This window comes from Pseudoduganella albidiflava (assembly GCF_004322755.1).
Lineage (GTDB): Bacteria > Pseudomonadota > Gammaproteobacteria > Burkholderiales > Burkholderiaceae_D > Rugamonas > Rugamonas albidiflava.
Map to the genome: position 1 here is coordinate 3,259,021 of NZ_CP036401.1, position 21,913 is coordinate 3,280,933.

At 66.5% G+C, this 21,913-nt stretch carries 17 protein-coding genes and 1 tRNA gene; 5 read left to right on the forward strand and 13 right to left on the reverse strand.

Annotated features, from left to right (window positions below):
• Positions 1–46: 46 nt before the first annotated feature.
• The 5 genes from EYF70_RS13505 to EYF70_RS13525 all read right to left on the reverse strand — a co-directional run bounded on the left by EYF70_RS13505 (position 47) and on the right by EYF70_RS13525 (position 7,499).
• Positions 47–418, reverse strand: coding sequence for a DUF2784 domain-containing protein (locus tag EYF70_RS13505; protein ID WP_131145871.1), 372 nt, complete (start codon positions 416–418; stop codon positions 47–49).
• Between the two features lie 117 nt (positions 419–535).
• Entirely contained in the window at positions 536–1,069 is a 534-nt protein-coding gene (locus EYF70_RS13510; protein WP_131145872.1) for a hypothetical protein, read from the reverse strand.
• Between the two features lie 44 nt (positions 1,070–1,113).
• Positions 1,114–2,466: an acetylxylan esterase gene (locus EYF70_RS13515; RefSeq protein ID WP_131145873.1), complete on the reverse strand. Its 1,353-nt coding sequence runs from the start codon at positions 2,464–2,466 to the stop codon at positions 1,114–1,116.
• Between the two features lie 235 nt (positions 2,467–2,701).
• Positions 2,702–5,272 (reverse strand): cyanophycin synthetase, encoded by a 2,571-nt coding sequence (cphA, locus tag EYF70_RS13520; RefSeq protein WP_131145874.1) that lies wholly within the window; start codon positions 5,270–5,272, stop codon positions 2,702–2,704.
• Between the two features lie 49 nt (positions 5,273–5,321).
• Positions 5,322–7,499, reverse strand: coding sequence for a cyanophycin synthetase (locus tag EYF70_RS13525; RefSeq protein WP_131145875.1), 2,178 nt, complete (start codon positions 7,497–7,499; stop codon positions 5,322–5,324).
• Positions 7,500–7,748: 249 nt separating this feature from the next.
• On the opposite strand from EYF70_RS13525, the gene EYF70_RS13530 reads away from it, so the two are divergent.
• Both EYF70_RS13530 and EYF70_RS13535 read left to right on the forward strand, forming a co-directional pair.
• Positions 7,749–10,031 carry a cyanophycin metabolism-associated ABC transporter gene (locus EYF70_RS13530; RefSeq protein ID WP_131145876.1) on the forward strand — a complete coding sequence of 761 codons (2,283 nt, stop codon included), beginning with the start codon at positions 7,749–7,751 and terminating at the stop codon, positions 10,029–10,031.
• Positions 10,018–10,488 (forward strand): cyanophycin metabolism-associated DUF1854 family protein, encoded by a 471-nt coding sequence (locus EYF70_RS13535; RefSeq protein ID WP_131145877.1) that lies wholly within the window; start codon positions 10,018–10,020, stop codon positions 10,486–10,488. The genes EYF70_RS13530 and EYF70_RS13535 overlap by 14 nt, the downstream gene beginning before the upstream one ends.
• 75 nt (positions 10,489–10,563) lie before the next feature.
• Here the strand turns inward: EYF70_RS13535 and EYF70_RS13540 are convergent, their stop codons facing one another.
• Entirely contained in the window at positions 10,564–11,226 is a 663-nt protein-coding gene (locus EYF70_RS13540; RefSeq protein WP_131145878.1) for a hypothetical protein, read from the reverse strand.
• A gap of 118 nt (positions 11,227–11,344) precedes the next feature.
• Between EYF70_RS13540 and EYF70_RS13545 the strand changes: the two genes are divergently transcribed.
• Positions 11,345–13,639: an FdhF/YdeP family oxidoreductase gene (locus EYF70_RS13545; protein ID WP_229420850.1), complete on the forward strand. Its 2,295-nt coding sequence runs from the start codon at positions 11,345–11,347 to the stop codon at positions 13,637–13,639.
• Between the two features lie 157 nt (positions 13,640–13,796).
• Entirely contained in the window at positions 13,797–14,351 is a 555-nt protein-coding gene (locus EYF70_RS13550) for an FxDxF family PEP-CTERM protein (RefSeq protein WP_131145879.1), read from the forward strand.
• 199 nt (positions 14,352–14,550) lie between these two features.
• Here the strand turns inward: EYF70_RS13550 and EYF70_RS13555 are convergent, their stop codons facing one another.
• The 4 genes from EYF70_RS13555 to EYF70_RS13570 form a co-directional block, all read right to left on the reverse strand.
• A complete protein-coding gene (locus tag EYF70_RS13555; RefSeq protein WP_131145880.1) occupies positions 14,551–15,693 on the reverse strand; it encodes a hypothetical protein in 1,143 nt (380 codons plus the stop codon).
• Between the two features lie 45 nt (positions 15,694–15,738).
• On the reverse strand, positions 15,739–16,758 hold the full coding sequence (locus tag EYF70_RS13560) for an aldo/keto reductase (protein WP_131145881.1): 1,020 nt from the start codon (positions 16,756–16,758) through the stop codon (positions 15,739–15,741).
• Positions 16,759–16,891: 133 nt separating this feature from the next.
• Complete coding sequence (locus EYF70_RS13565; RefSeq protein WP_131145882.1) at positions 16,892–17,845, reverse strand: site-specific integrase; 954 nt, start codon at positions 17,843–17,845, stop codon at positions 16,892–16,894.
• A 274-nt stretch (positions 17,846–18,119) separates the two neighbouring features.
• On the reverse strand, positions 18,120–19,001 hold the full coding sequence (locus tag EYF70_RS13570) for a LysR family transcriptional regulator (protein ID WP_229420851.1): 882 nt from the start codon (positions 18,999–19,001) through the stop codon (positions 18,120–18,122).
• Positions 19,002–19,117: 116 nt separating this feature from the next.
• Here EYF70_RS13570 and EYF70_RS13575 point away from each other — a divergent pair, with 116 nt between their 5' ends.
• Entirely contained in the window at positions 19,118–20,107 is a 990-nt protein-coding gene (locus EYF70_RS13575) for a zinc-dependent alcohol dehydrogenase family protein (protein ID WP_131145884.1), read from the forward strand.
• Positions 20,108–20,179: 72 nt separating this feature from the next.
• Here the strand turns inward: EYF70_RS13575 and EYF70_RS13580 are convergent, their stop codons facing one another.
• From EYF70_RS13580 to dnaQ, 3 genes are all read right to left on the reverse strand, one after another.
• Positions 20,180–20,689: a GNAT family N-acetyltransferase gene (locus EYF70_RS13580; protein ID WP_165497662.1), complete on the reverse strand. Its 510-nt coding sequence runs from the start codon at positions 20,687–20,689 to the stop codon at positions 20,180–20,182.
• 307 nt (positions 20,690–20,996) lie between these two features.
• Positions 20,997–21,071: transfer RNA gene (locus EYF70_RS13585), tRNA-Val, on the reverse strand.
• A 79-nt stretch (positions 21,072–21,150) separates the two neighbouring features.
• Complete coding sequence (dnaQ, locus tag EYF70_RS13590) at positions 21,151–21,849, reverse strand: DNA polymerase III subunit epsilon (RefSeq protein ID WP_131145886.1); 699 nt, start codon at positions 21,847–21,849, stop codon at positions 21,151–21,153.
• Positions 21,850–21,913: the final 64 nt, after the last annotated feature.

The window sequence follows — 21,913 nt, forward strand, 5'->3', positions numbered from 1 at the left end:
ATACTGTGTAAATGAACAGTATTGTACAGTATTCCATACAGTGTTTTCAGGGGTGTTCCGGCCTTCGCCGAAGGAAGACCCATGCGTAGATGAGCAGGTTGAGCAGGATGACCGTGCCGGCCAGGACGAACTGCACGTTGCGGGTCAGCCCATCCGGATAGATCACGGACAGCAGCCAGCGTTCGACGAAGTCACCCGCATAGCGGGCCATGCCGGCGCGTTCGCGCAGTGCGTTTTCCCACGACGTCAGCGGGCAGGCCGCACCGAGGGCTTCGACCAGGAATCCCCATGCCGCCGCCGGCAGGTGGACGGCCGCCATCCAGCGGCGCCGCAGGGCGAACAGGCCGCCGAACAGCACGAAGGCGATGAAGGCGAAGTGGATCGCCAGTACGGCGGTGGCGGCAAGTGCGTAGAACACGGTGCGTTACCTTCGACGGACAGTAGAGGCTCGCGGGCTGATGCAGTCCTGGAGCCTCAGCGTGAGGCTACCGCACTTCCCGTCCAAATGCGACGACTTGCCCTGGCGGAAGCAGGATCACTGTCCCGCTACCCCGAAGGCAACGATTTTCGGATACAAGCGCCCACGCGCGGCCAGCACGCGGCCGGTTTCCACCGGTACGCACTCCTGCTGCACGAAACCGGCCGGCAGCGTCGGCCCGTCCCGTCCGAGCATCTCTGGGCTCGTGAATACGGCGTAGTTTCCCCGTTTGAAGATCAGGTGTTCGATCGCGCCATCGCCACTGGACAAAGGCGCGACGACCACGACCGACCAATGCCCTTCGTCGCCGCGGAATTCCTTGCGTTTCAGGAATGCATTGACCCGCGTGGCAACAGGCGTGCGGGAGTGCAGCGAACTCTGATAGGGCGTCGTGGGGCACAGCAGCGTGCCTGCCGGCCAGTCGAAGCGCGGCAGCGGTGATACCGTATCCGCGCCAAGTTGCGACAGGTAGCGGTCGAGCGGGTGCCTGGACTGTTCCATGTACCGCTCGACGACCTGCCCGGCATCCTCCATGCAGCCGCCCAGTACCGCCAGGATAAGCAGGCTGATGGCACGGTACGGTGCAGTCATCGAATCTCTCCAGTCATGCGGCCAAGTTTGCAGGCCGTTTCGCCTTACCGCTTGCCGGCCTGATCCAGGATCCACGCCTGCTGGGTGGCCTGGTGTGCCGCCGACGTATGGTGCACCTGCTCTGGTTCGATCACGATCTCGCGCGGCGACGGGATCACGTTGTAGACCGCAAACGTGGAGGTCGGCGGCGTCACCATGTCGTTGTAGCCGGCGTAGAACAGCACGGGCGCGCGCAGCCGCTTCGCGAAGTTCACGGTGTCATAGTAGCCGGTCGTCATCACCTTGGGCGCGAGGGGCTGGTCTTTCACGTTGCCGGCATCGTCCTTGCGGAACAGGCCGGGCCAGCCGCCCGCGCGGCCCTTCAGGTACCCCGTCACATCGGCGTAAGCGGGATACGAGGCCACGGTGGCGGTCACCCGCGGGTCGAGCGCGGCGGTGACGATGGCCAGCTGGCCACCCTGGCTGCCGCCTTGCGTGACGAGCGTCTTGCCGTCCCATTTGCCGTGCTGGACCAGGTAGTCCAGGCCGCGCACCGCGCCCAGGTACACACGGCGGTAGTAGTAGGCATCGCGGTCGTCCAGGTTGTAGCGGTTGTAGCTTTCCAGCGCGCCGTAGCGCAGCTGCTCATACAGTTCGTCCGGCAGGTTGACGGGAATGCCGTGGATGCCGATCTGCAGCGTGATGGCGCCCTTTGCCGCCTGGTCCACGGCGCCCTTGTAGCCGCGCACGCCGGCGCCGGGCACGTGCAGCACCGCCGGGTACCGGCCTTCGGCGCGGGGCACGGCCAGCACGCCATAGATGCGCGTCGGCCGGCCACCCTGCCCCACGTTCTGGTAATGGAGATAGGACACTTCCACCGCCGCGGTGGAGAGCTCCGGCGCGGGCGCCAGTGTCCATTGCAGGTCCACCTTCGCGAGCTGTTCCTTCTGCGCCACCCAGAACGCGTCGAAGTCGGCCGGTTCCGTTTGCACGGGGCGGATGTCGAGCGGGCTGAATGCCGCGGTGGCGATGGCCTTCACGGCCTTGCCGTCTATGCTCGCCTCGACCAGCGCGCGCACGAAGCCGGGTTGCTCCTGGGCCGGCATGGGCAGCGATACGCCTTCCTTCGGTACCACGATGGTGCGCTCCTGGCCTTCCAGCATGTCGGGCCCCAGGCGGTAGCGGACCGGGATGCCTTCGGCCGGATACGGCGTCACATCGAGGCGGATGCGCACGGTGGCGCGCTCGCCGGTCTTGTAGGTCCAGTCGGGGCGGTCCAGCGTGACGGAAAGTGGACTGGCGGCGGGTGCCGCTTTCAGCAGGCGGACTTCGGAGGGTGCCGCGTTCGCGACGAAATGAGGCTGGCTCGCGGCGAGCAGCGCGGCAATCGCCAGGAGGCGCAGGGGACGACGGATCATGGATCACCTTGGTAGTCGGGATGCCGGAATCCTAGAGGCGTCGCGGTGCGTGGTCAATGCCGGGCGTGCAAATAGTCAGCCGGCTGCGAGGCGGGGTGGTGGGACCTTAATATGTCTGTAGCGCAGGCATTCACCCCAAGGACGAACTGCCGGGGTCAGACCCACCGGGTCTGACCTCTGAATTTGCACCGGGGGAGCTTCTCTGAGAGGCGCTACCGGCCGCCGCGCTGGGCGGTCAGCCCGCGGCGACGCGCTTGGCGATATGCGCCAGCGCGTCTTCCACCTGGTCGATCAGGATCAGGCACAGGTCGCCCTCGCCCAGCCGGTCCATGGCCGTGTCGATCGCGACGAATTCGCCATCGATCTCGTCGACATGCGAGGTGCGGGTGGCGCCGGCCAGGCCCTGGCGCAGCAGCGCGATCACTTCGCCGTCGGCGCGGCCGCGCTGGCACTGGTCCTGGTACAGCACCACCTCGTCGAACGCCTTGCCGAGGATTTCCGTCTGCTGGCTGATGTCCTCGTCGCGGCGGTCGCCGGCGCCGGAGATCACCACCGAGCGGCGCCTGGCCGGGATGGATTCGACGGCTTGCACCAGCGCGAGCATCGCATCCGGGTTGTGGCCATAGTCGGCGATCACGGTGGCGCCGCGGTAGTCGAACACGTTGAAGCGGCCCGGCGCGTTGTGGCTGTCGGTGTTGAAGGTCTTCAGGCCCAGGCGGATCGATTGCCAGTCGATGCCGGCGCCCCAGGCCGCCGCCACCGCCGCCATCGCGTTCTCGACCTGGAAGCCGATGGTGCCGTTGCGGGTGAGCGGGATGTCGGCAAGCGCGATGCGCTGCTCGAACTTGCCTTCCTTGGCCACCAGGTCGCCCCGGTCGACGAACACGGTGCGGCGGCCCTGCGCCACGTGCGTAGCCACCACCGGATGATAGCGGTCGGCGCCGAAGAACATGACCTTGCCCTTCGAGGCGCTGGCCATGGCCGCCACGATGGGATCGGTGGCGTTCAGCACGGCCCAGCCGTTTTCATCGACGTTCTGCACGATCACGCGTTTCAGGACCGCCAGGTCTTCGACGGTGGTGATGTAGTTCAGGCCGAGGTGATCGCCGGCGCCGATATTGGTTACCACGGCCACCTTGCAGCGATCGAAGGCCAGGCCTTCGCGCAGGATGCCGCCGCGCGCCGTCTCGAACACGGCGGCATCCACGTCCGGATGCTGCAGCACGTTGCGCGCGCTGCGCGGGCCGGAGCAGTCGCCGCTGTCGATCTGGCGGCCGTTGACGTACACGCCGTCCGTGTTGGTCATGCCCACGCGCAGGCCGGACGAGGCGATCAGGTGGGCGATCAGGCGCACGGTGGTGGTCTTGCCGTTGGTGCCGGTCACCGCCACCACGGGAATGCGGCCATCCTCGCCCTCGCCGAACAGCGTGCCGACGATGGCCTCGCCGATCGGGCGGCCCTTGCCGTACGACGGCGACAGGTGCATGCGCAGGCCGGGCGCCGCGTTGACTTCGACCACGCCGCCGTTCTGTTCCTCGATCGGGCGCAGCACGGAATCGACGACGACATCCACGCCGCAGATATCCAGGCCGATCATCTGCGCCGCTTCCACGGCGCGTGCCGCCACTTCCGGATGCACGTCGTCCGTCACGTCGGTGGCGCTGCCGCCGGTCGACAGGTTGGCGTTGTTGCGCAGGATGACTCGCTGGCCCTGCGGCGGCACCGAGTCCGCGGCCAGGCCCTGCTGTTCCAGGCGCGCCAGGGCGATGTCGTCGAAACGGATCTTGGTCAGCGAGGTGGCATGGCCGCTGCCGCGGCGCGGGTCGGCATTGACGATGTCGACCAGTTCGCGCACCGAGTGCACGCCATCGCCGACCACGTGCGGCGGATCGCGCCGCGCCGCCGCCACCAGCTTGTTGCCGATGACGAGCAGCCGGTAGTCATGGCCGGGCAGGAAGCGCTCGACCATGATGTCGTCGCGGAATTCGCGTGCCGTGTTGAACGCGGCATGCGTCTGTTCCTCGGTGGTGATGTTGACGGTCACGCCCTTGCCCTGGTTGCCGTCCTTCGGCTTGATCACCACGGGCAGGCCGATCTGCTGCGCCACGGTCCACGCTTCCTCGGCGCTGTCGACGGTGCGGCCGACCGGCACCGGCACGCCGGCCGCGTCCAGCAGTTTCTTCGTCAGTTCCTTGTCCTGCGCGATGTTCTCGGCGATCGCGCTGGTCGAATCGATCTCGGCGGCCTGGATGCGGCGCTGCTTGCTGCCCCAGCCGAAGGCCACCATCGAGCCGGACGTCATGCGGCGATAGGGAATCTTGCGGGCCACGGCGGCGTACACGATCGCGCCCGTGCTGGGGCCCAGGCGCACGTCCTCGTCCAGGTCGCGCAGTTCGGTCAGTGCGGCGGTCAGGTCGAACGGGGTGTCCTGCAGCGCGGAATTGACCAGTTTCTCGGCCAGCTCCACGGCCAGGCGGCCCACTTCTTCCTCGGTGTACTCGACCACCATCTGGAAGATGCCTTCCTCGACCGTCGCGGTGGTGCGGCTGAACGTGACGGGGCACCCGGCTTCCGCCTGCAATGCCAGCGCCGTCAGCTCGAGCACGTGCGCCAGCGGCACCGCCTCGGAGTGGCCGTGCGGCTGGAACTGGCCGATGCGGGGAAAGCGCGCGCGCAGCCTGACTTCGAAGCCGGGCAGCCGGTCGGCCGCCAGTTCTTCCGGCGTGCACGAAACGATCGCCTCGATGGCGGTATGGTGGCTCCAGAGGTTCGGGCCGCGCAGCGCGCGGGTGCGGATCACTTCCATGTACTGATTCCTGTGTGGTGTTCTTCTTTGCGGGCGGCGGTCGGTGCGATCATGCTGCCCGGTTCTTCCATTCGAACGTGCGCAGCGCGGCGGCGATCAGGTCCGGCGACAGGTCGAGCGCCCAGCCGGTGCCGATCGCAGCCAGCACGGCTTCGCGGCATTCGTCGGCGTCGTTCGGCAGGCAGCTGGCCGGCAATTCGGCCACCTCGTCGGCGCCGATCGCCATCACGAACGAACCACCGCGGCCGAACACGGCACGGCCGCCTTCGGCCCGGTGCGCCGCCAGCGGCGCGGCATCTTCGTGGACGGCGTAGAACAGCACGTCGCCATCGCACAGGCGGGCCATGTCCGCGACCTGCTCGTCGCCGGCATTGAGCACCGCCACGCCATCGGACAGGATCACGTCGACCTGCGTGCGCAGCACGCGGTACATCTGCTCCGGCTCGTCGATATAGAATTCGCCCAGCCGGTCGTGGCCGCGCGTGTCGGTCACGACGCCGACCGTGCAGCGGTCGTATGCCAGGCCTTCGGTCAGGATCATGCGGTTGCCGTTGGCGAACACGGCCGATTCGACGTTCTTGTTCAGCAGCAGGCGCTGGCCGGATTCCCATTCGGTGAGCGGGCCGCGCGCGATCTTGCGCCCGTTCAGGTACACGCCTTCCTCGCAGGCCACGCCGACATAGCGGCCGGAAACCTGCAGCTGCCACGCCGTGAGGCGGGCGATCAACGCGGTATGACAGGTGCCGGCGACGCCGACGATCGGGATGCGGCCATTTTCGCCCTGCGCAAACAGCTCCTCGACGATCGCCGCGCCCACCGGCCGCGGGGTGCCGCCCGGCGCCGGCTTCAGGTGCGCCAGCAGGCCCGGGCTGGCATTGACTTCGATGATGGCGCCGCCCTGCTCTTCCAGCGGGCGGGAGATGTCCTGCGCCACCAGGTCGATGCCGGCGATGTCCAGCCCCACGGCGCGGGCGGCCAGCGCGGCCATCTCGGCGACGGCGGGATGCACCAGGTCGGTCACGTCGTTGGCGACATTGCCGTTGATGGCGATGAGCACCTTGCGGCCCGCTTCCGGCACCGAATCGTGCGCCAGGCCCTGGCCTTTCAGGACCAGCTGCACCTCCGGCGAGGTTTCCGGTTCGACCGGATTCAGCGGATGTTCCTCGTTCGGCCCGCGGCGCGGGTCGGAATTGATCTGCGCATTCACCAGCTGGGTGACCGTGGACTGGCCATCGGCCGTGATCCACACGGATTCGCCGCGCGATGCGGCCACCACCTTGCGGCCGACCACCAGCAGGCGGTGCTCGTCGCCGACGACATAGCGCTCGACGATCACCGACGAGCTGTCGCCCCGTTCGATGGCGATGTGGAAGGCCTTGCGGACTTCCGCTTCGCTGGTGAGGTTCAGCGTGACGCCGCGGCCGTGGTTGGCGTCCGACGGCTTGACGACGACGGGCAGGCCGATGTCCTGGGCTTCTTCCCAGGCTTCGTCCTCGCTGTCGACCAGGGCGCCTTCGGGCACCGGCACGCCGCAGGAAGCCAGGATGCCCTTGGTCATGTCCTTGTCGCTGGCGATGCCTTCGGCGATGGCGCTGGTATTGTCGGTTTCCGCGGTCCAGATGCGGCGCTGGCGGGCACCGTGGCCCAGTTGCACCAGGTTGCCGTCGGTCAGGCGGATGTGCGGCACGGCGCGGTCGGTCGCGGCTTCGACGATGCTGTTGGTGGACGGGCCGAGGCACAGGCGCTCGACCATGTCGGTCAGCTTCTCGACGGCGCCCTGCAGGTCATACGGCCGGTCTTCGATGCAGGCCATCAGCAGGTCGCGGCCGGCGGCCAGCGCGGCGCGGCCGACATTTTCCTGCCGGGTGCGGAACGCCATCTTGTAGATGCCGCTGCCCTCGGCGGTCTGGCGCGTCTGGCCGAAGCCGGTACGCATGCCTGCCAGGTTCTGCAGTTCCAGCACCACGTGTTCGAGGATGTGGCCGGCGTAGGTACCTTCGCGCAGGCGTTCGAAGAAGCCGCCGCGCTCGCCCACGCCGCAGCGGTGCTCCACCATGCCCGGCAGCAGCGCGGTCAGTCGTTCGTACAGGCCGGGAATCGTGTTCGAGGGGAAGTTTTCAAGCTCGCCGATATCGAGCCAGGCTTCGATGACGGGGCGGTAGGTCCAGATGTTCGGGCCACGCAGGTGCGTCACGCGGAGAACGTCGATATCTTTCTTCTTTGTCATGTTTTTGCTCTAGTACCTCTTGCTGTATACTGCGCCCACTGCGCCACCATGGTGCTCACAGGTAGCGGCTTCCTCTTCCGAATCGTGCCTGAAGAATACAATAAATAAAAACCGGGCCCACTCTCCGGTGCGCTAATCGTGTCAGCGCATTGATAACCTGAGCCGTTACATCCTGGTATTTTCCCATCTATTTTACATTCTTGCCAAACGGCAAAGCCGCCCAGCAAGCTATTCGGAGCAATCCAGACAATGACAAGAACCGATCTTCCCCCTGGGCTGGCCCGCATCGAACTGCCGGAACACTGGCGTTCGGACACGCAGATGCAGCTTGCTCCTGGGGAAAACGTGCAAAGTGCGCTGGAGGTTGACCTCGATGACAAACTGCATTTCGCCAAGGGCATCGTACTGCTGACGGATCGCCGTATCTTGTCCCGCGCGCCGGGCCAGGGCTGGCAGGCCTGGCCCTATCGCCAGGGCATGCTGCTCAAGCTCCACGACCACGCCGGCGTGGGCCACCTGGAACTGTTCGACGAACACGGCCGCCTGGCCGCCTGGCGCTTCACGCTGGGCCAGAACCTGTATGCGATCAAGCTGGCCGAAGCCTTTACCCCGCTGATGGAAGCGGCGCTGACGGGCCAGCCCGTGGCGCGCCCGGAGGAGCATGCCTGCCCCACCTGCAAGGCACCGCTGGACCCGGACCAGGACGAATGCCCGATCTGCACGAAGGTGGTGCACACGCCGCCGTCCACCTGGACGCTGCTGCGGCTGTGGCGCTTCGCGCACCCGTACCGCTGGCCGCTGGCGGGCGGCTTCACTCTGATGCTGCTGTCCACCGCGGCGCACATGATCCCGCCCTACATCAGCATGCCGCTGATGGACAATGTGCTGATCCCCTACCAGAACGGCCAGCCGGTCGATACCAGCCTGGTGACGATGTACATGTCGGCGTTGCTGGGTTCGGCGATCCTGGCGTGGATCCTCGGCTGGGGCAAGACCTACGTGCTGGCGCTCGTGTCGGAGCGGATCGGTGCGGACCTGCGCACGTCCACCTACGAACACCTGCTGCGGCTGTCGCTCGAGTACTTCGGCGGCAAGCGCACCGGCGACCTGATGGCGCGCATCGGCAGCGAGAGCGACCGCATCTGCGTGTTCCTGTCGCTGCACCTGCTCGATTTCGCCTCCGACTGCCTGATGATCATCATGACGGGCGTGATCCTGTTCACGATCGACCCGTGGCTGGCCCTGGTGACGCTGGTACCGCTGCCATTCATCGCCTGGCTGATCCACCTGGTGCGCGACCGCCTGCGCACGGGCTTCGAGAAGATCGACCGCGTGTGGGGCGAAGTGACCAACGTGCTGGCAGATACGATCCCCGGCATCCGCGTGGTGAAGGCCTTCGCCCAGGAAGCCCGCGAGGCGCAGCGCTTCCGCATCGCCAACAAGCACAACCTGGCCGTCAACGACAAGCTGAACAAGGTGTGGTCGCTGTTCTCGCCCACCGTGTCGTTCCTGACCGAGGTGGGCCTGCTGGTGATCTACGTGTTCGGCATCTTCCAGGTCTCCCAGTCGCATGTCACGGTGGGCGTGCTGACCGCCTTCCTCACGTATTCGACACGCTTCTACAGCCGGCTCGATTCGATGAGCCGGATCGTCTCGGTCACGCAGAAGTCGGCGTCCGCCGCCAAGCGCATCTTCGACATCCTGGACCACGTGTCTTCCGTGCCGGAACCGGCCAACCCGGTCAAGCTGGACAAGGTGGAGGGCAACATCACGCTGCGCGAAGTCGGCTTCCGCTATGGCAACCGCGCCGTCAACCGGGGCGTGAACCTGGAGATCAAGGCCGGCGAGATGATCGGCCTGGTGGGCCATTCCGGTTCGGGCAAGTCCACGCTGGTCAACCTGATCTGCCGTTTCTACGACGTGGCCGAGGGCGCTATCCTGCTCGACGGGGTCGATATCCGCTCGCTGGCCGTGTCCGACTATCGACGCAATATCGGGCTGGTGCTGCAGGAGCCGTTCCTGTTCTTCGGCACGATCGCGGAGAACATCGCCTACGGCAAGCCGGACGCGAGCCGCGCCGAGATCATGGCCGCCGCGCGTGCCGCGCACGCCCACGACTTCATCCTGCGCCTGCCGCAGGGCTACGACTCGATGGTGGGTGAACGGGGCCAGGGCCTGTCCGGCGGCGAACGCCAGCGCATCTCGATTGCCCGCGCGCTGCTGATCGACCCGCGCATCCTGATCCTGGACGAGGCGACGGCGTCGGTGGACTCCGAGACGGAAAAGGAAATCCAGAAGGCGCTGGACAACCTGGTGGCGGGCCGCACCACGATCGCCATCGCGCACCGCCTGTCGACGCTGCAGCGCGCCAACCGGCTGGTGGTGATGGACCGCGGCAAGGTCGTCGAGGAAGGCCCGCACGAGGAACTGATGGCCAACGAAGGTGCCTATTACCGCCTGTACCAGGCACAGGCCCGCAACGTCGATACCGACCTGGATGACAAGGATGCGCAACGCGATGACGACAATTGATTTCCAGCTGCGGCGCGACCCGTTCGGCCGCCTTTCCCTGATCGACGCCGGCGGCACCGTGCACGAAGGCGTGGCGCCGGTGCGCGCCTTCCCGATCCAGGCGCCCGACGAAGGGCTGGCCCTGGTGAATACGGATGGCAAGGAAGTGGTGTGGATCGATACGCTGGACGACCTGCCGGCGGAGATCGCGGCGCTGATCCGCGAGGAACTGTCGGGGCGCGAGTTCATGCCGGAGATCCGGCGCATCGTCGATGTGACGAGCTTCGCCACGCCATGCACGTGGACCGTGGACACCGACCGCGGCACGGCCGATTTCGTGCTGCGCGGCGAAGAGGACATCCGCCGCATCGGCACCGAAGCCCTGCTCATCTCGGACACCCACGGCATCCAGTTCCTGGTGCGGAACCAGTACGCGCTGGACAAGCACAGCAAGAAAATCCTCGACCGCTTCCTGTGATGCGCTTGCTGTGAAGCGCTTCCTGTGAAGCGCTGAGCCGCGGCCTGGCCGCGGCCCATGTGGCCGGCTACCGCCCTACTTCAGGTACGGCGCGCAGGCGGCCGTCTTTTTCGCGGCGCCATCGCACACGGCACGGCGGCATTCCACGGCACCCGATTCGCCGGGCCCGGGGCAACGCGCGAACACGGTGCCGTAGCGGTCCTTGCGGGGTGCCGCCTCGGCGCGCTCGCGCTGTGGCCTGGCTGGTGCCGGCACCACTGCGGGCGCCGCCGATTCATCCCCGGACGCGCCGGACGTCTGCACCGCAGTCCGCGCCGGGGTCTGGCCGGGTGCCACTTCGGCGGCCACCCAGTCGGGCAGGTCGCGCAGCACGGCGTCGGGCACGGGCTGGCCAGGCAAGACCAGTGGCGGCAGGCGATCGGCCGACGGCGCAACCGGCACGGCCGCCACTTCCCCTGCCGGCTCGGCCTGCGCTGGCACGGTTGTGGCCCCCGCCGCGGCCGCAGCCGGTGCGCCTGGCGCCGCCAGCGCCCGGCCGGAGAGCGAATTCTCGACACTCTCCATGGCGCGGTTGGTCTGCCATGCCTGAACGCCCCAGACCGCCGCGGCGACGGTGAGGGCCGCCAGCACGGCGGCACCGGCCCAGGCGATCTTGCGGGCGTTGGTCGATGCGGGCGCCCCTTCGGCAGAGGCCGGGTCGTGCGTTTCCGCTCCGGATGGTTGGGTGTCGGGTTCCATCCCGAGAGGATACACGAGGAGCGCGTGATAGGAAATACAACGCCGGGTATCACTGTGCGGTTGCGCACCGACCGCCCCGCAGTGCCGCGCTACCGTGGGTCGTCATCGAGGAGATACCATGAGCGAAAAGTTGAAGGTCGAGTCGGCGGACATGCCGGCCGGCGGCTGGGGGTCGTTGAAGGAAGTCACCAACATCCTGTTCCACGAGCACGTGCCGCTGAAGGACAGCCGGCTGCTGCTCAAGCAGAACAAGCCGGATGGCTATGCCTGCGTCAGCTGTGCCTGGGCCAAGCCGGCCAATCCGCACCCGTTCGAGTTCTGCGAGAGCGGCGCGAAAGCCACCGCGTGGGAAACCACCAGCAAGGCGATCGGCGCCGATTTCTTCGAGCGCCACACGGTCACCGAGCTGGAGAGCTGGAGCGACCATGCGCTGGAAGACCAGGGCCGCCTCACGGTACCGCTGCGCTGGGATGCCGCCAGCGACAAGTATCGCCCGATCGACTGGGACACGGCGTTCTCCGAGATCGGCACGGCGCTGCGCGCGTGCGACCGCGAGCACGTGGTGTTCTACTCTTCCGGACGGGCCTCGCTGGAAGCGTCGTACATGTACCAGCTGATGGCCCGCATGTACGGCAACAACAACCTGCCGGACAGTTCGAACATGTGCCACGAAAGCACTTCCGTCGGCCTGAAGAAGACCATCGGCGTGGCGGTCGGCACTGTCGGACTGAACGACTTCGAGCACACCGACTGCATCTTCTTCTTCGGCCAGAACGTGGGTGTCAACAGCCCGCGCATGCTGCACCAGCTGCAGGAAGCCCGCAAGCGTGGCGTGCAAATCATCACCTTCAACCCGCTGCGCGAGCGTGGCCTGGTCAGCTTCACGAACCCGCAATCCCCGCTCGAGATGCTGACAGGGCAGGAAACGCCGATCAGCACGCAGTACCACCAGCTCCTGCCCGGCGGCGATACGGCAGCGCTGATGGGCCTGTGCAAGGCCGTGCTGGCACGGGACGACGCGGCCCATGCCGCCGGCGACCAGCGCGTGCTGGACATGGCGTTCCTGCAGGAGCACACGCATGGCTTCGAGGCGTTCGAACAATCCGTGCGCGCCTGCGCTTGGGACGCCATCGAGGCGGAATCCGGGCTGCCGCGCGCCGCGCTCGAAGCGGCGGCGGATGTCTACTGCAAGTCCGCCGCGGTGATGGGCGTGTATGGCATGGGGCTGACGCAGCACCGGCACGGCGTGCAAAACGTGACGATGCTGGTGAACTTCCTGCTCATGCGCGGCAATATCGGCAAGCCCGGCGCCGGCATCTGCCCGGTGCGCGGGCATTCGAACGTGCAGGGCCAGCGCACGGTGGGCATCACGGAAAAGCCGGAATTGGCGCCGCTCGACAAGCTGAAGGAGCAATACGGTTTCGAACCGCCCCGCAAGCCGGGCATGAACACGGTGGAAGCCTGCGAGGCGATCCTGGCGGGCAAGGTACCGGCCTTCATCGCGCTGGGCGGAAACTTCGTGCGTGCCGTGCCGGATACCGTGCGGATGGAAGCGGCCTGGCGCGAGCTGCCGCTGACGGTGCAGGTTTCAACCAAGCTGAACCGCAATCACGTCATCCACGGCAAGGCCTCCTACATCCTGCCCTGCCTGGGCAGGATCGAAATCGACCGCCAGCACGGCATTCCGCAGTCCGTATCGGTGGAAGACAGTACCGCGTGCATGCACGGCTCGCGCGGCATGGCCGAACCGGCCGCGGCAACGCTGCTGTCGGAGCCGGCCATCGTGGCGGGCCTGGCCAAGGCGATCCTGCCGCTCAACCCCAAGGTGGACTGGGACGCCTGGGTGGCCGACTACGGCCGTATCCGCGATGCGATCGAGACCACCTACCCCGCCATCTTCAAGGATTTCAATGCGCGGATGTGGACGCCCGGCGGCTTCCGCAAGCCGCTGGGCGCCGCCGAGCGGGTGTGGGACACCCCCAGCAAGCGGGCCGAATTCACCGTGCCGCAATCGCTTCAAGTCGATCCCGACAGCGACAGCCGGGACCCGGCGGCGCTGCGGCTGTTCACGGTGCGCAGCGACGGCCAGTTCAACACGACGATCTACAGCAATGAAGACCGCTTCCGCGGCGTGAGCGGCAGCCGCATGGTGCTGTTCATGGCGGGGGCCGACATGGCGCGGCTGGGTCTGGCCGCGGGCGACCTGGTCGACCTGGTCACCGCCGTCAGCGACGATGCGCCACGCCTGGTCCGCGGCTTGAGCGTGGTCCCGTACGATATCCCGGAAGGCAGCGTGGCCGGCTACTACCCGGAATGCAATCCGCTGATTCCGCTGTGGCACCATGCGATCGACAGCAAGGTGCCGGCGGCGAAATCCATCGACGTGCTGGTGCGCCGCGCCAGCCTGCATTGACCGGGTCGTACCAGACAGCTCGGGGCGGTTGAGGTTCCTTAAAAAATAAAAGGGTCGCAAGGTTGACAAAGGGTCCACGGGGGCTAGGCTGAAGTCAGCGCGCACCAGTTGGACCCGAAAACCTGCTATCAAACCCTGCTACCTCGATGGAGGAATCATGCCCGCATCTGTCCTGACCAGATGGGCCGGAGCCACCGCGTTTGCCGCGCTCGCCGCCAGCCCCGCGTTTGCCGATACCGAATCGGTCCATTACGGCAACCTCACTGCGAATGCCGTGGTTGCCACGCCCCTCTCACCCGGCGATAACCTGTTTGTCGACACTTTCACCAGCGAACACGGCGCCCTGAGCCAGATCACCACGTTTACGCTGGATAGCGCTGCCGACTTCAACGGCCTGGCCGGCTGGATCATCGATACCGCCGACGGGCAAGGCCCCCGCCTGGTGGGCGTCAACATCGACATCCTCGATTCCCAATCGACCGTGGTGGCCAGCGATGAGTTCACCGGTGTGCTCGGCGGCTTCGCGCACTCGAGCTTCCTGGGCAGCCTGGGCCCGGGAATCTATACGCTGGTTGCGACCGGCAACGCGGTGCGCGACGCATCGCTCGACATCTCGCTGTCGTTCACCCCGGCAGTGCCCGAGCCCGCGACGTATGGCATGCTGATCGGCGGCTTCGGTGTGCTGGCCATGCTGGCGCGGCGGCGGCGCTGAGTGTGCCTCGAAGCGGGGGCGCGTTGCGGTGGCTTGATGCGGTGGCTCGAAGCGCACTTTCGATGGTGCAGCTCCCTGGCGATACTTCGCAGCTTCGCCACCGCGGTAACCACGTGCCCCGGCTCACTGCGGCAAGTCCGGCCGTACTCCTCCTGCCGTACTCCTTCGCGTGGATCTTCGACGTGTCGCGACGCGGGACTCAAGGCCGGCGCTCCAGGTAGGGCCGGCAAGCGGCTTCCTTGCCGGCACCGCCATTGCAGATATGCCAGCGGCACATCACGGCCCCTTTCGTGCCGAGCGGCGGGCAGCGCCTGAACGTGCCGGTACTTCGCGCCGTGTTCTTCGCCACGGCGCGGCGCTCCGGTGTGGCCTTGCGTTTTGCCGCCCGCGAGGCCCGGTTGCGCTTTCGCGGTTCCGGGGCAGCGTCTTTCGCCGTGTCTGCCTTGCCTTGTGCTTCCGCGACGCTCGCGCTGCCGGCCGCTGGTCCCGCCGATGCAAGGCTGACCGCCTTGCCGTCGGCATTCGGCGGCACCGGTGGCGCGGGCACGATGGGCTGGGCGGCAGCGATGGACGCGGCCTGTTCCTGGCCCGGCTTGCCGGGCAGGCCTGCGCTCGCCCCCGCCACTGGTACGTCAGCCGAAGCGCCGGCGGGCGGGCCTGCTGTTGCTACACCGGTTCCCACCGCCTGGGTGGGCGCGCCGGGAGTTGAAACAGGAAAAACATCCGTCGATGGTGCAACGGCGTTTGCCGGCGCGCCCGCCGCGTTCGGATTACCGGCCGGCAGCGCAGGCGGGGCGCCCGCGGCCTGCAAGCCAGACTGCGCTGGCACCGGCCCTGTCGCGGGGGGCGGCACCGCGGGCACTGGAAGCGGCGCCATGCGCGCAAGCTTGTACAGCGCCTGGTCGGCCTGCCATTTGCGCACCAGCGAGGGCGTGGCCGCGGCGATCGCCAGAAACAGCATGCCGAGCAAAATCCATGGCAAGCGCTGCCGCCAACGGGCCGCCGGCGCGTCTTCGGCCGATGCCGCCGTATCGGGCAGGGCAAAATCAGGTTGGCCGGCACCGGTGGCGAAGCCGGATGGCGGAAGGTCCGCCGGACCGCGCGGCGCAGCCGGGGCATCCGCTCGCGTCGCGGACGTTGCCGGCGGCGCGGCCGGTTCGGCCGGTTCTGGTGGTTCTTGTGGTCCTGGTGGAATGGAGGAATGTTCGCGCATACTGTAGCGTACGACTTTTGCGCGAAACGCGGCGCCGGGACGCTGTACGGTGGCGCGCCGCATCGGAAAAACCAGCAGCGCTGGTTGTGTGGCCCCCGCCATGCGATACCAGTCGGCGTCGATTGGCATCGCCTGGCGCGGTTGCGCTCGGCCGGGCCGGCGGGCGGCGTTCCGTCAGGTGTCTTGCGGTGCCGTGCGGGGCGGCACCGGCGCATCCGGCGGCAACAGGCCTTCGGCCAGCAGTTCCTGCCAAAACTGTTCGGGAATTTCAATGCCCAGCAAGCTGGCATTGCGCCGGAGGTGTTCCGGGCTGCTGGCCCCCGGTATCGTGGCCACCACGACCGGATGCCCCAGGCCGAACTGCAGCGCGGCCGCCGCGAGGTCGACGCCGTGGCGGGCCGCCACCTTGCGCAAGCGGTCGCGATGCTCGTGCTGCGCCGGACTGGCCGGGCCGTAGTCGTAGTTGCCGCCGCCGGCCAGGAAACCCGAGTTGAATGGACCGCCCTGCACCACGTGCGCGCCCCGCTCGGCGCACAGCGGGAACAGCTCTTCCAGCGGTGTCTGTTCCATCAGCGTGTAGCGGCCGGCCAGCAGGAAGATGTCCGGATCGGATTGCCGCAGCGCCCGCAGGCATGGTTCGATGGTGTTCACGCCGAGCCCCCAGCCCTTGATCAGGCCTTCTTCGCGCAGCTTGACGAGCCCCTCGAAGGCACCGCCCGGGCCCGCGGCGATGCGGAAGTAATGCTCGAACTCGTTTCCCAGGGCATCGATCGACAGGTCATGCACGTACACGATGTCGATGCTGCCGATCGCCAGGCGCTGCAGGCTGTCCTCGACCGAACGGCGGGCGCCGTCTGCCGTGTAGTCGAGCACGCGCCGGAATGGCAGCGAGGAGACGAACGGGCTGGCGATGTCGCCGGCCACGTCCGGCACCAGCAGGCGGCCGACCTTGGTCGACAAGGTGTATTCGTCCCGCGCGCGCCGGCGCAATGCCTGGCCGAAGCGCAGTTCCGACAGGCCGGTGCCGTAATGCGGCGCGGTGTCGAAATAGCGGATGCCGGCATCCCAGGCGGCATCGACGGTCGCTTCGCCGGCTGCGTCGGTAGTGGCATGGTACATGTCGCCCAACCCGGTGCCGCCCAGGCCGAGGCGCGTAATCGGTTGATAACGCTGCGGTCGATAACGCTGGTTCACGGTGCATCCCTTCTTCGCGTTGATGGAGGCGCGGCGATTCGCCGCGGGCTCATGCTACACCGCGGCAGGGTGCGCACGATTCACGCGTCGCGCGGGACCTGCCGGTACAAGCGTGCACGACGCGAATGCCCGTTCACGACGACCCCTTGCCTTCGCGCTGCCTGCGCGCGGCGCTGAGGTAGGCATCCAGCGCCGGCGCGCGCGCCAGCCCGAGGCGCTTGCGCATCGCCTCTTCCGGTGTTCCGGCATTCAGCTCCACCACGGCAAAGCCATTGCGCAGCGTGCGGCCGCCCACGTGCGGGATCGCCACGCCCGCTTCCGTCAACGCACTGCGCGCCTGGCGATACACCGTGCTTTTATGCAGCCGCCCGCCTTCCGGATCGGCCGGAAACGCCAGGTTGCCCGGAATGCCAAGCCGTTCGCGGGTCGCCAGCCAATCGAGCACCTCCGCCACGGCATGCGGCTGCAGGAACGTTTCATGCGGATAGCTGGTCGGCTGCTTGGCTGTCGGCGTCAGCGTGATGCGCAGGGTGCCGTCTTCTTCCGGCGCACTGGCGACCTCCCCGGTCAGCAGGCCGATCGCCTCGGCCACGCGCAAGCCCGCGCACAGCATCACCAGCTGCATGGCCCGGTCGCGCTGCCGCTTCCACGACTTCAGCTCGGGTTTCGTGGCCACCACCTGCCCCGCCTGGACCGGCGACAGCGCCACCATCTCGCGATCGCGCACCGGCCGGTCGGCCGCCATCATCGCGATGGCGGCGCTGGCCGGATTGGGCAGCCGCCCGATATGTTCGTAGCACCGTTCGAGCAGGCGCAGGTAGCGGTAGGCGATCTTGCTGTGCAGCGGGCGCCCGCGCGCGTCGCGCGTGGCCAGGAACTCCAGCAAGTCCCCCGGCTGCAACCCGGACATCGTGCGGCCGTGCGCGCGCAGCCATTTGGCGAAGCGGCCGAACATGAAGGTGTACACCTCGGCCGACGCGGTCGACAGCGGCGGCGCCGCGCGCTTGGCCGTCTGGGCAAACGCGGCGCTGTGGAGGAATTCATCGAATGCGATGACGGGATTGCGGTCCCAGGCGGAGATGTTCATGGTGCGGCGATCTTACCATTGCCCTGCCGTTGTGCAGGGTTCATGTCGCGTGAGCCGATGCGAGGTTTTGCTTGTAGACCTGGTGCTTGGGGAGTCGTGGACTTGTGATGTGGGCGGTTCGTTTGTCATTCGGTTAGTTGCAATTTTCCGGGTAAGATTTGTTTCCGCTGCCCGATGTTTATCGTAGTGTGCTTGTCGAACCAGGCTTCCGTGTCCTGTCCCTGTTGACTGCGTACTGGTTAGTCCGGCTTCCTTTGGCGTTATCCATACCCGGCTACGCCATCGTTTCTGGAAGAGCGGCTGCCAGTGCTTCGACAGCGACCCGGATACGGCGTGCCAGATGTGGCGTCTGCTGCCAGGCCAGATGAACGTCATACATGTAGCCCGGCTCGTCGGGAAACACGTTGACGAGCTCTCCCCCGCGCAACCGGTCCCGCACGAGCCAGCGCGGCAGCCATGCGAGCCCTGCTTCGGCGACCGCCGCATCCGCAATGGCATCGAGGTCATCCAGGCGAATCCGGCTCGGCGGCCGGATCTCGAATACTGCACGGCCGCCGGCAGGAAATATCCAGGGCGGCACTGGCCCACTGCGCCGGTAAGCCAGGACATGGTGATGATCGAGTTCGTTCAGCGTCGCTGGACCACCATGGCGCTCCAGGTAGCCGGGGGCCGCGCAGACGATCATTGCCTGGCTGGCCACACGGCGCGAGACAAGTCCGGGGATCGGTTCCAGCGTTCCCGTCCGGACTGCGAGATCATAGCCGTCCTCGGCCAGGTCGGCCAGGCGGTCGCTGAACGACAGATCGAGCTCTAGCCCGGGATAGTGGCGCGCAAGGTCGAGCAGGACGGGCAAAACGCAGTGCCGGCCAAAATGGACGGGCGCGGTGACCCGCAAGCGACCATGCAGCGCATGCGTTTGATCCGTCGCCATCGCGTCCGCGGCGTCAGCCTCCGCCAGGATCGCCCTGCAACGCTCGTAGTAGGCGCGGCCGAATTCGGTCAGCGAGTGCCGGCGCGTCGTTCGATGGATCAGCTGGACGCGCAGGCGCTCTTCAAGAAAGCGCACATGCTTGCCGACCATCGTGGCGGACAGCGCCAGCTCGTCCGCGGCGGCCGCGAACGAGCCCAGATCGGCCACGCGCACAAAGACGGCCATGCTGGTTAGTCGGTCGATTCCCCACTCCTGGTTATTGCTGAAGAAATTACCTGACAGTTTATCGCAACGCCTCGCAGCTCTAGACTGATTTCCACACTAACGATTGGGAGTTGACGATGGCACGCGTTATCCAGTTTCATCAGCATGGCGGCCCGGAAGTATTGCGGATCGAACAGGCAGAAGTAGCCCCGCCAGCACCAGGGGAGGTACAGATCACCGTCATGGCGCTGGGACTCAATCGCGCCGAAGCGCTGATGCGGGAAGGTACGTACATCGAGACGCCTGCCCTGCCCTCCGGGCTCGGCCTGGAAGCTGCGGGTATCGTCACGACGCTCGGTGCCGGCGTAACATCGATTGCGCTCGGGGACGCTGTCAGCGTGGTGCCGCCTGTATCGATGAGCCGGTGGCCAACGTACGCCGAGATCGTGAATGTTCCTGCCGACCGTATCATCAAGCATCCGCCCGGGTTGGGATGGGCGAGCGCAGCGGCGCTCTGGATGGCGTATCTGACAGCCTATGGCGCATTGGTCGACATCGCGCAATTGACGCCCGATGACCAGGTCGTCATCACGGCAGCATCCAGCAGCGTGGGACTCGCTGCGATCCAGATCGCTCGTCATGTCGGTGCCACACCGATCGCGGTCACACGAACGGCGCAGAAGAAGCAAGAGCTGCTGGAGGCTGGGGCTGCGCATGTAGTCGCCATGGACGATGAAGACATGGCTGCGGCCCTCGTTGCCCACACCGGAGCGGCCGGTGTGCGTGTCGTATTCGATCCGGTGGGCGGCCCGCTTTTCATTCCCCTGACCGAGGCGATGCGGCCAGGCGGTATCCTGGTCGAATACGGTGGGCTCAGCAAGGAGCCAACGCCATTTCCGCTGTCTTCAGTACTCAGCAAGCGTCTCACGCTGCGCGGCTATCTAGTTCATGAACTCCTGACGGATCCGCATCGGCTGGCGGCGGCGCAGCGGTTTATCCTGGACGGAGTCAGCGCAGGCGTTTTCCGCCCCGTGATCGCCAGGACATTTTCATTCGATGAAATGGTGGAGGCACACCGGTACATGGCGTCGAATGCCCAGTTCGGCAAGATCGTCGTTACCTTGTGACGGCATGACGCCGCATTGGATGCGAGCCGGCGCGGGCGCGTACGGCCAGCGACAGCACGATTGAAAGCTGCCTCAATCCCCGCACCGAGGCTGGCGCAAGTCCAGGTACATCACGTACGCCGTGACATAACCGTCCCTGGGGTGGGCGAATGCTTCGGGTATCCTGCCCACCCTTTTAAAGCCCAGTGAACGATAGAGCGAGAGCGCGGCGGTATTGGTGGCCAACACCTGGTTGAACTGCATGGCGCGAAATCCGGAAGCTCGCGCCGAGTCGATACAGTGCCTCACCAGCGCACGTCCGAGCCCCTGTCCCCTGGAATGTCGGGAAACCAGGAACGTCGCTGTCGCGATATGCGAACCGCGCCCCGGCATATTGGCGCCATAGCGGTACATACCGAGTAACAGGTCGCCCCGACAGGCGACCACACATCCCCGAGCGCCCAACCACTGGCTGTCGATGAAGCCGCTCTCCACATCGTTCATGAATGGCAGACTATCACCCTCGGATGCTACCGAACGAAGGAGCGCCAGCATTGCACCCGCATCGGCACTGGTTGCGCCGCGCAAAACAAAGTCGTTCATGATGACGCTCCGTCTGTTCGATAAAAGCTTGTGTCGGTGCCGGATGGTGAGGCCTGGTGCCGGCTCTCGCCGCAGTTCTCGCGGCGTCGCTGTGGTATGTCTTTCCGTGCGCCGTTGGCGGGGCTTCCTTCGCACTGGCAGCCTCGACGCAATATGCATGAGCGCTGTACAGGTTCGAATGCCTCGACCGTGAGAGCGCGGACCGGGCCACACAGCGACGTTCGCACCCGATTCGCGCAAACAAAAAAGGCCTGCAACGCAACGTTGCAAGCCTTGGCTGACCAATCCAAGCTGGTCAAACGAATCCTGGTGGGAAGTGCAAGTTTCGAACTTGCGACCCCTGCAGTGTGAATGCAGTGCTCTACCCCTGAGCTAACCTCCCGAAGAAGCAGTATTATAGGTGCCGCCTTGCGCCAGGTCAAGCACCTGCTGAGCAAGGCTGGCACGTTGCCCCCGTCGCGTCAGGCGGCGGTACGCCACACGCTGGTCCCCTTCACGGCCTTGTCCAGCCCGTTGAGCAGGTCTTCGTGCGCGACCACTTCCTCGGCCGAGGCACGGACGACGAGGATCTCGGCCAGCGCCACCTGTTCGAGGTGCAGGCCGGTGGCCACCTCTTCCACTTCGATATCCATGCCCAGGCTGTTCTGGCCACGCGTCATCGCCAGGTAGACGTCCGCCAGCAGTTCGGCATCGAGCAGTGCGCCGTGCAGCTTGCGGTGGGCGTTCGAGATGCCGTAGTGATCGCACAGCGCGTCGAGCGAGTTGCGCTTGCCGGGCCGCAGTTCCTTCGCCTGCACCAGCGTATCGATGACGCCGCCGATATGCTCGTCGAAGGCTGGCAGGTTCAGCATGCGGAATTCGTGGTTCAGGAACCCCAGGTCGAATGGCGCATTGTGGATGATCACCTCGGCACCGCGGATATACTCGCGCAACTCCTCGGCGATCTCGCGGAACCGCGGCTTGTCGGACAGGAATTCCGTTGTCAGCCCGTGGACGGCGAGCGCGCCCTCTTCCGAGTCGCGGTCCGGATTGATGTAGCGGTGGAAGTTATTGCCGGTCAGCTTGCGGTTGACCAGCTCGACGCAACCGATCTCGATGACGCGGTTGCCCAGCTTGGGGTTGATACCGGTGGTTTCGGTATCGAGGACGATCTGGCGCATGGTGCGAAGTGCTGTTCTGGATGAGCCGTGCAGTATAGCAAGAAAGACAGCGAAGAAGCCGGCT

Excerpts from the sequence above, each read along its gene's own strand:
- EYF70_RS13525 (WP_131145875.1), bottom strand. The coding sequence starts at position 7,499 with ATGACAAAGAAGAAAGATATCGACGTTCTCCGCGTGACGCACCTGCGT.
- EYF70_RS13550 (WP_131145879.1), top strand. The coding sequence starts at position 13,797 with ATGCCCGCATCTGTCCTGACCAGATGGGCCGGAGCCACCGCGTTTGCC.
- EYF70_RS13565 (WP_131145882.1), bottom strand. The coding sequence starts at position 17,845 with ATGAACATCTCCGCCTGGGACCGCAATCCCGTCATCGCATTCGATGAA.
- EYF70_RS13540 (WP_131145878.1), bottom strand. The coding sequence starts at position 11,226 with ATGGAACCCGACACCCAACCATCCGGAGCGGAAACGCACGACCCGGCC.
- EYF70_RS13555 (WP_131145880.1), bottom strand. The coding sequence starts at position 15,693 with ATGCCAATCGACGCCGACTGGTATCGCATGGCGGGGGCCACACAACCA.
- EYF70_RS13510 (WP_131145872.1), bottom strand. The coding sequence starts at position 1,069 with ATGACTGCACCGTACCGTGCCATCAGCCTGCTTATCCTGGCGGTACTG.
- EYF70_RS13570 (WP_229420851.1), bottom strand. The coding sequence starts at position 19,001 with ATGGCCGTCTTTGTGCGCGTGGCCGATCTGGGCTCGTTCGCGGCCGCC.
- dnaQ (WP_131145886.1), bottom strand. The coding sequence starts at position 21,849 with ATGCGCCAGATCGTCCTCGATACCGAAACCACCGGTATCAACCCCAAG.
- cphA (WP_131145874.1), bottom strand. The coding sequence starts at position 5,272 with ATGGAAGTGATCCGCACCCGCGCGCTGCGCGGCCCGAACCTCTGGAGC.
- EYF70_RS13575 (WP_131145884.1), top strand. The coding sequence starts at position 19,118 with ATGGCACGCGTTATCCAGTTTCATCAGCATGGCGGCCCGGAAGTATTG.
- EYF70_RS13515 (WP_131145873.1), bottom strand. The coding sequence starts at position 2,466 with ATGATCCGTCGTCCCCTGCGCCTCCTGGCGATTGCCGCGCTGCTCGCC.
- EYF70_RS13530 (WP_131145876.1), top strand. The coding sequence starts at position 7,749 with ATGACAAGAACCGATCTTCCCCCTGGGCTGGCCCGCATCGAACTGCCG.
- EYF70_RS13545 (WP_229420850.1), top strand. The coding sequence starts at position 11,345 with ATGAGCGAAAAGTTGAAGGTCGAGTCGGCGGACATGCCGGCCGGCGGC.
- EYF70_RS13580 (WP_165497662.1), bottom strand. The coding sequence starts at position 20,689 with ATGAACGACTTTGTTTTGCGCGGCGCAACCAGTGCCGATGCGGGTGCA.
- EYF70_RS13535 (WP_131145877.1), top strand. The coding sequence starts at position 10,018 with ATGACGACAATTGATTTCCAGCTGCGGCGCGACCCGTTCGGCCGCCTT.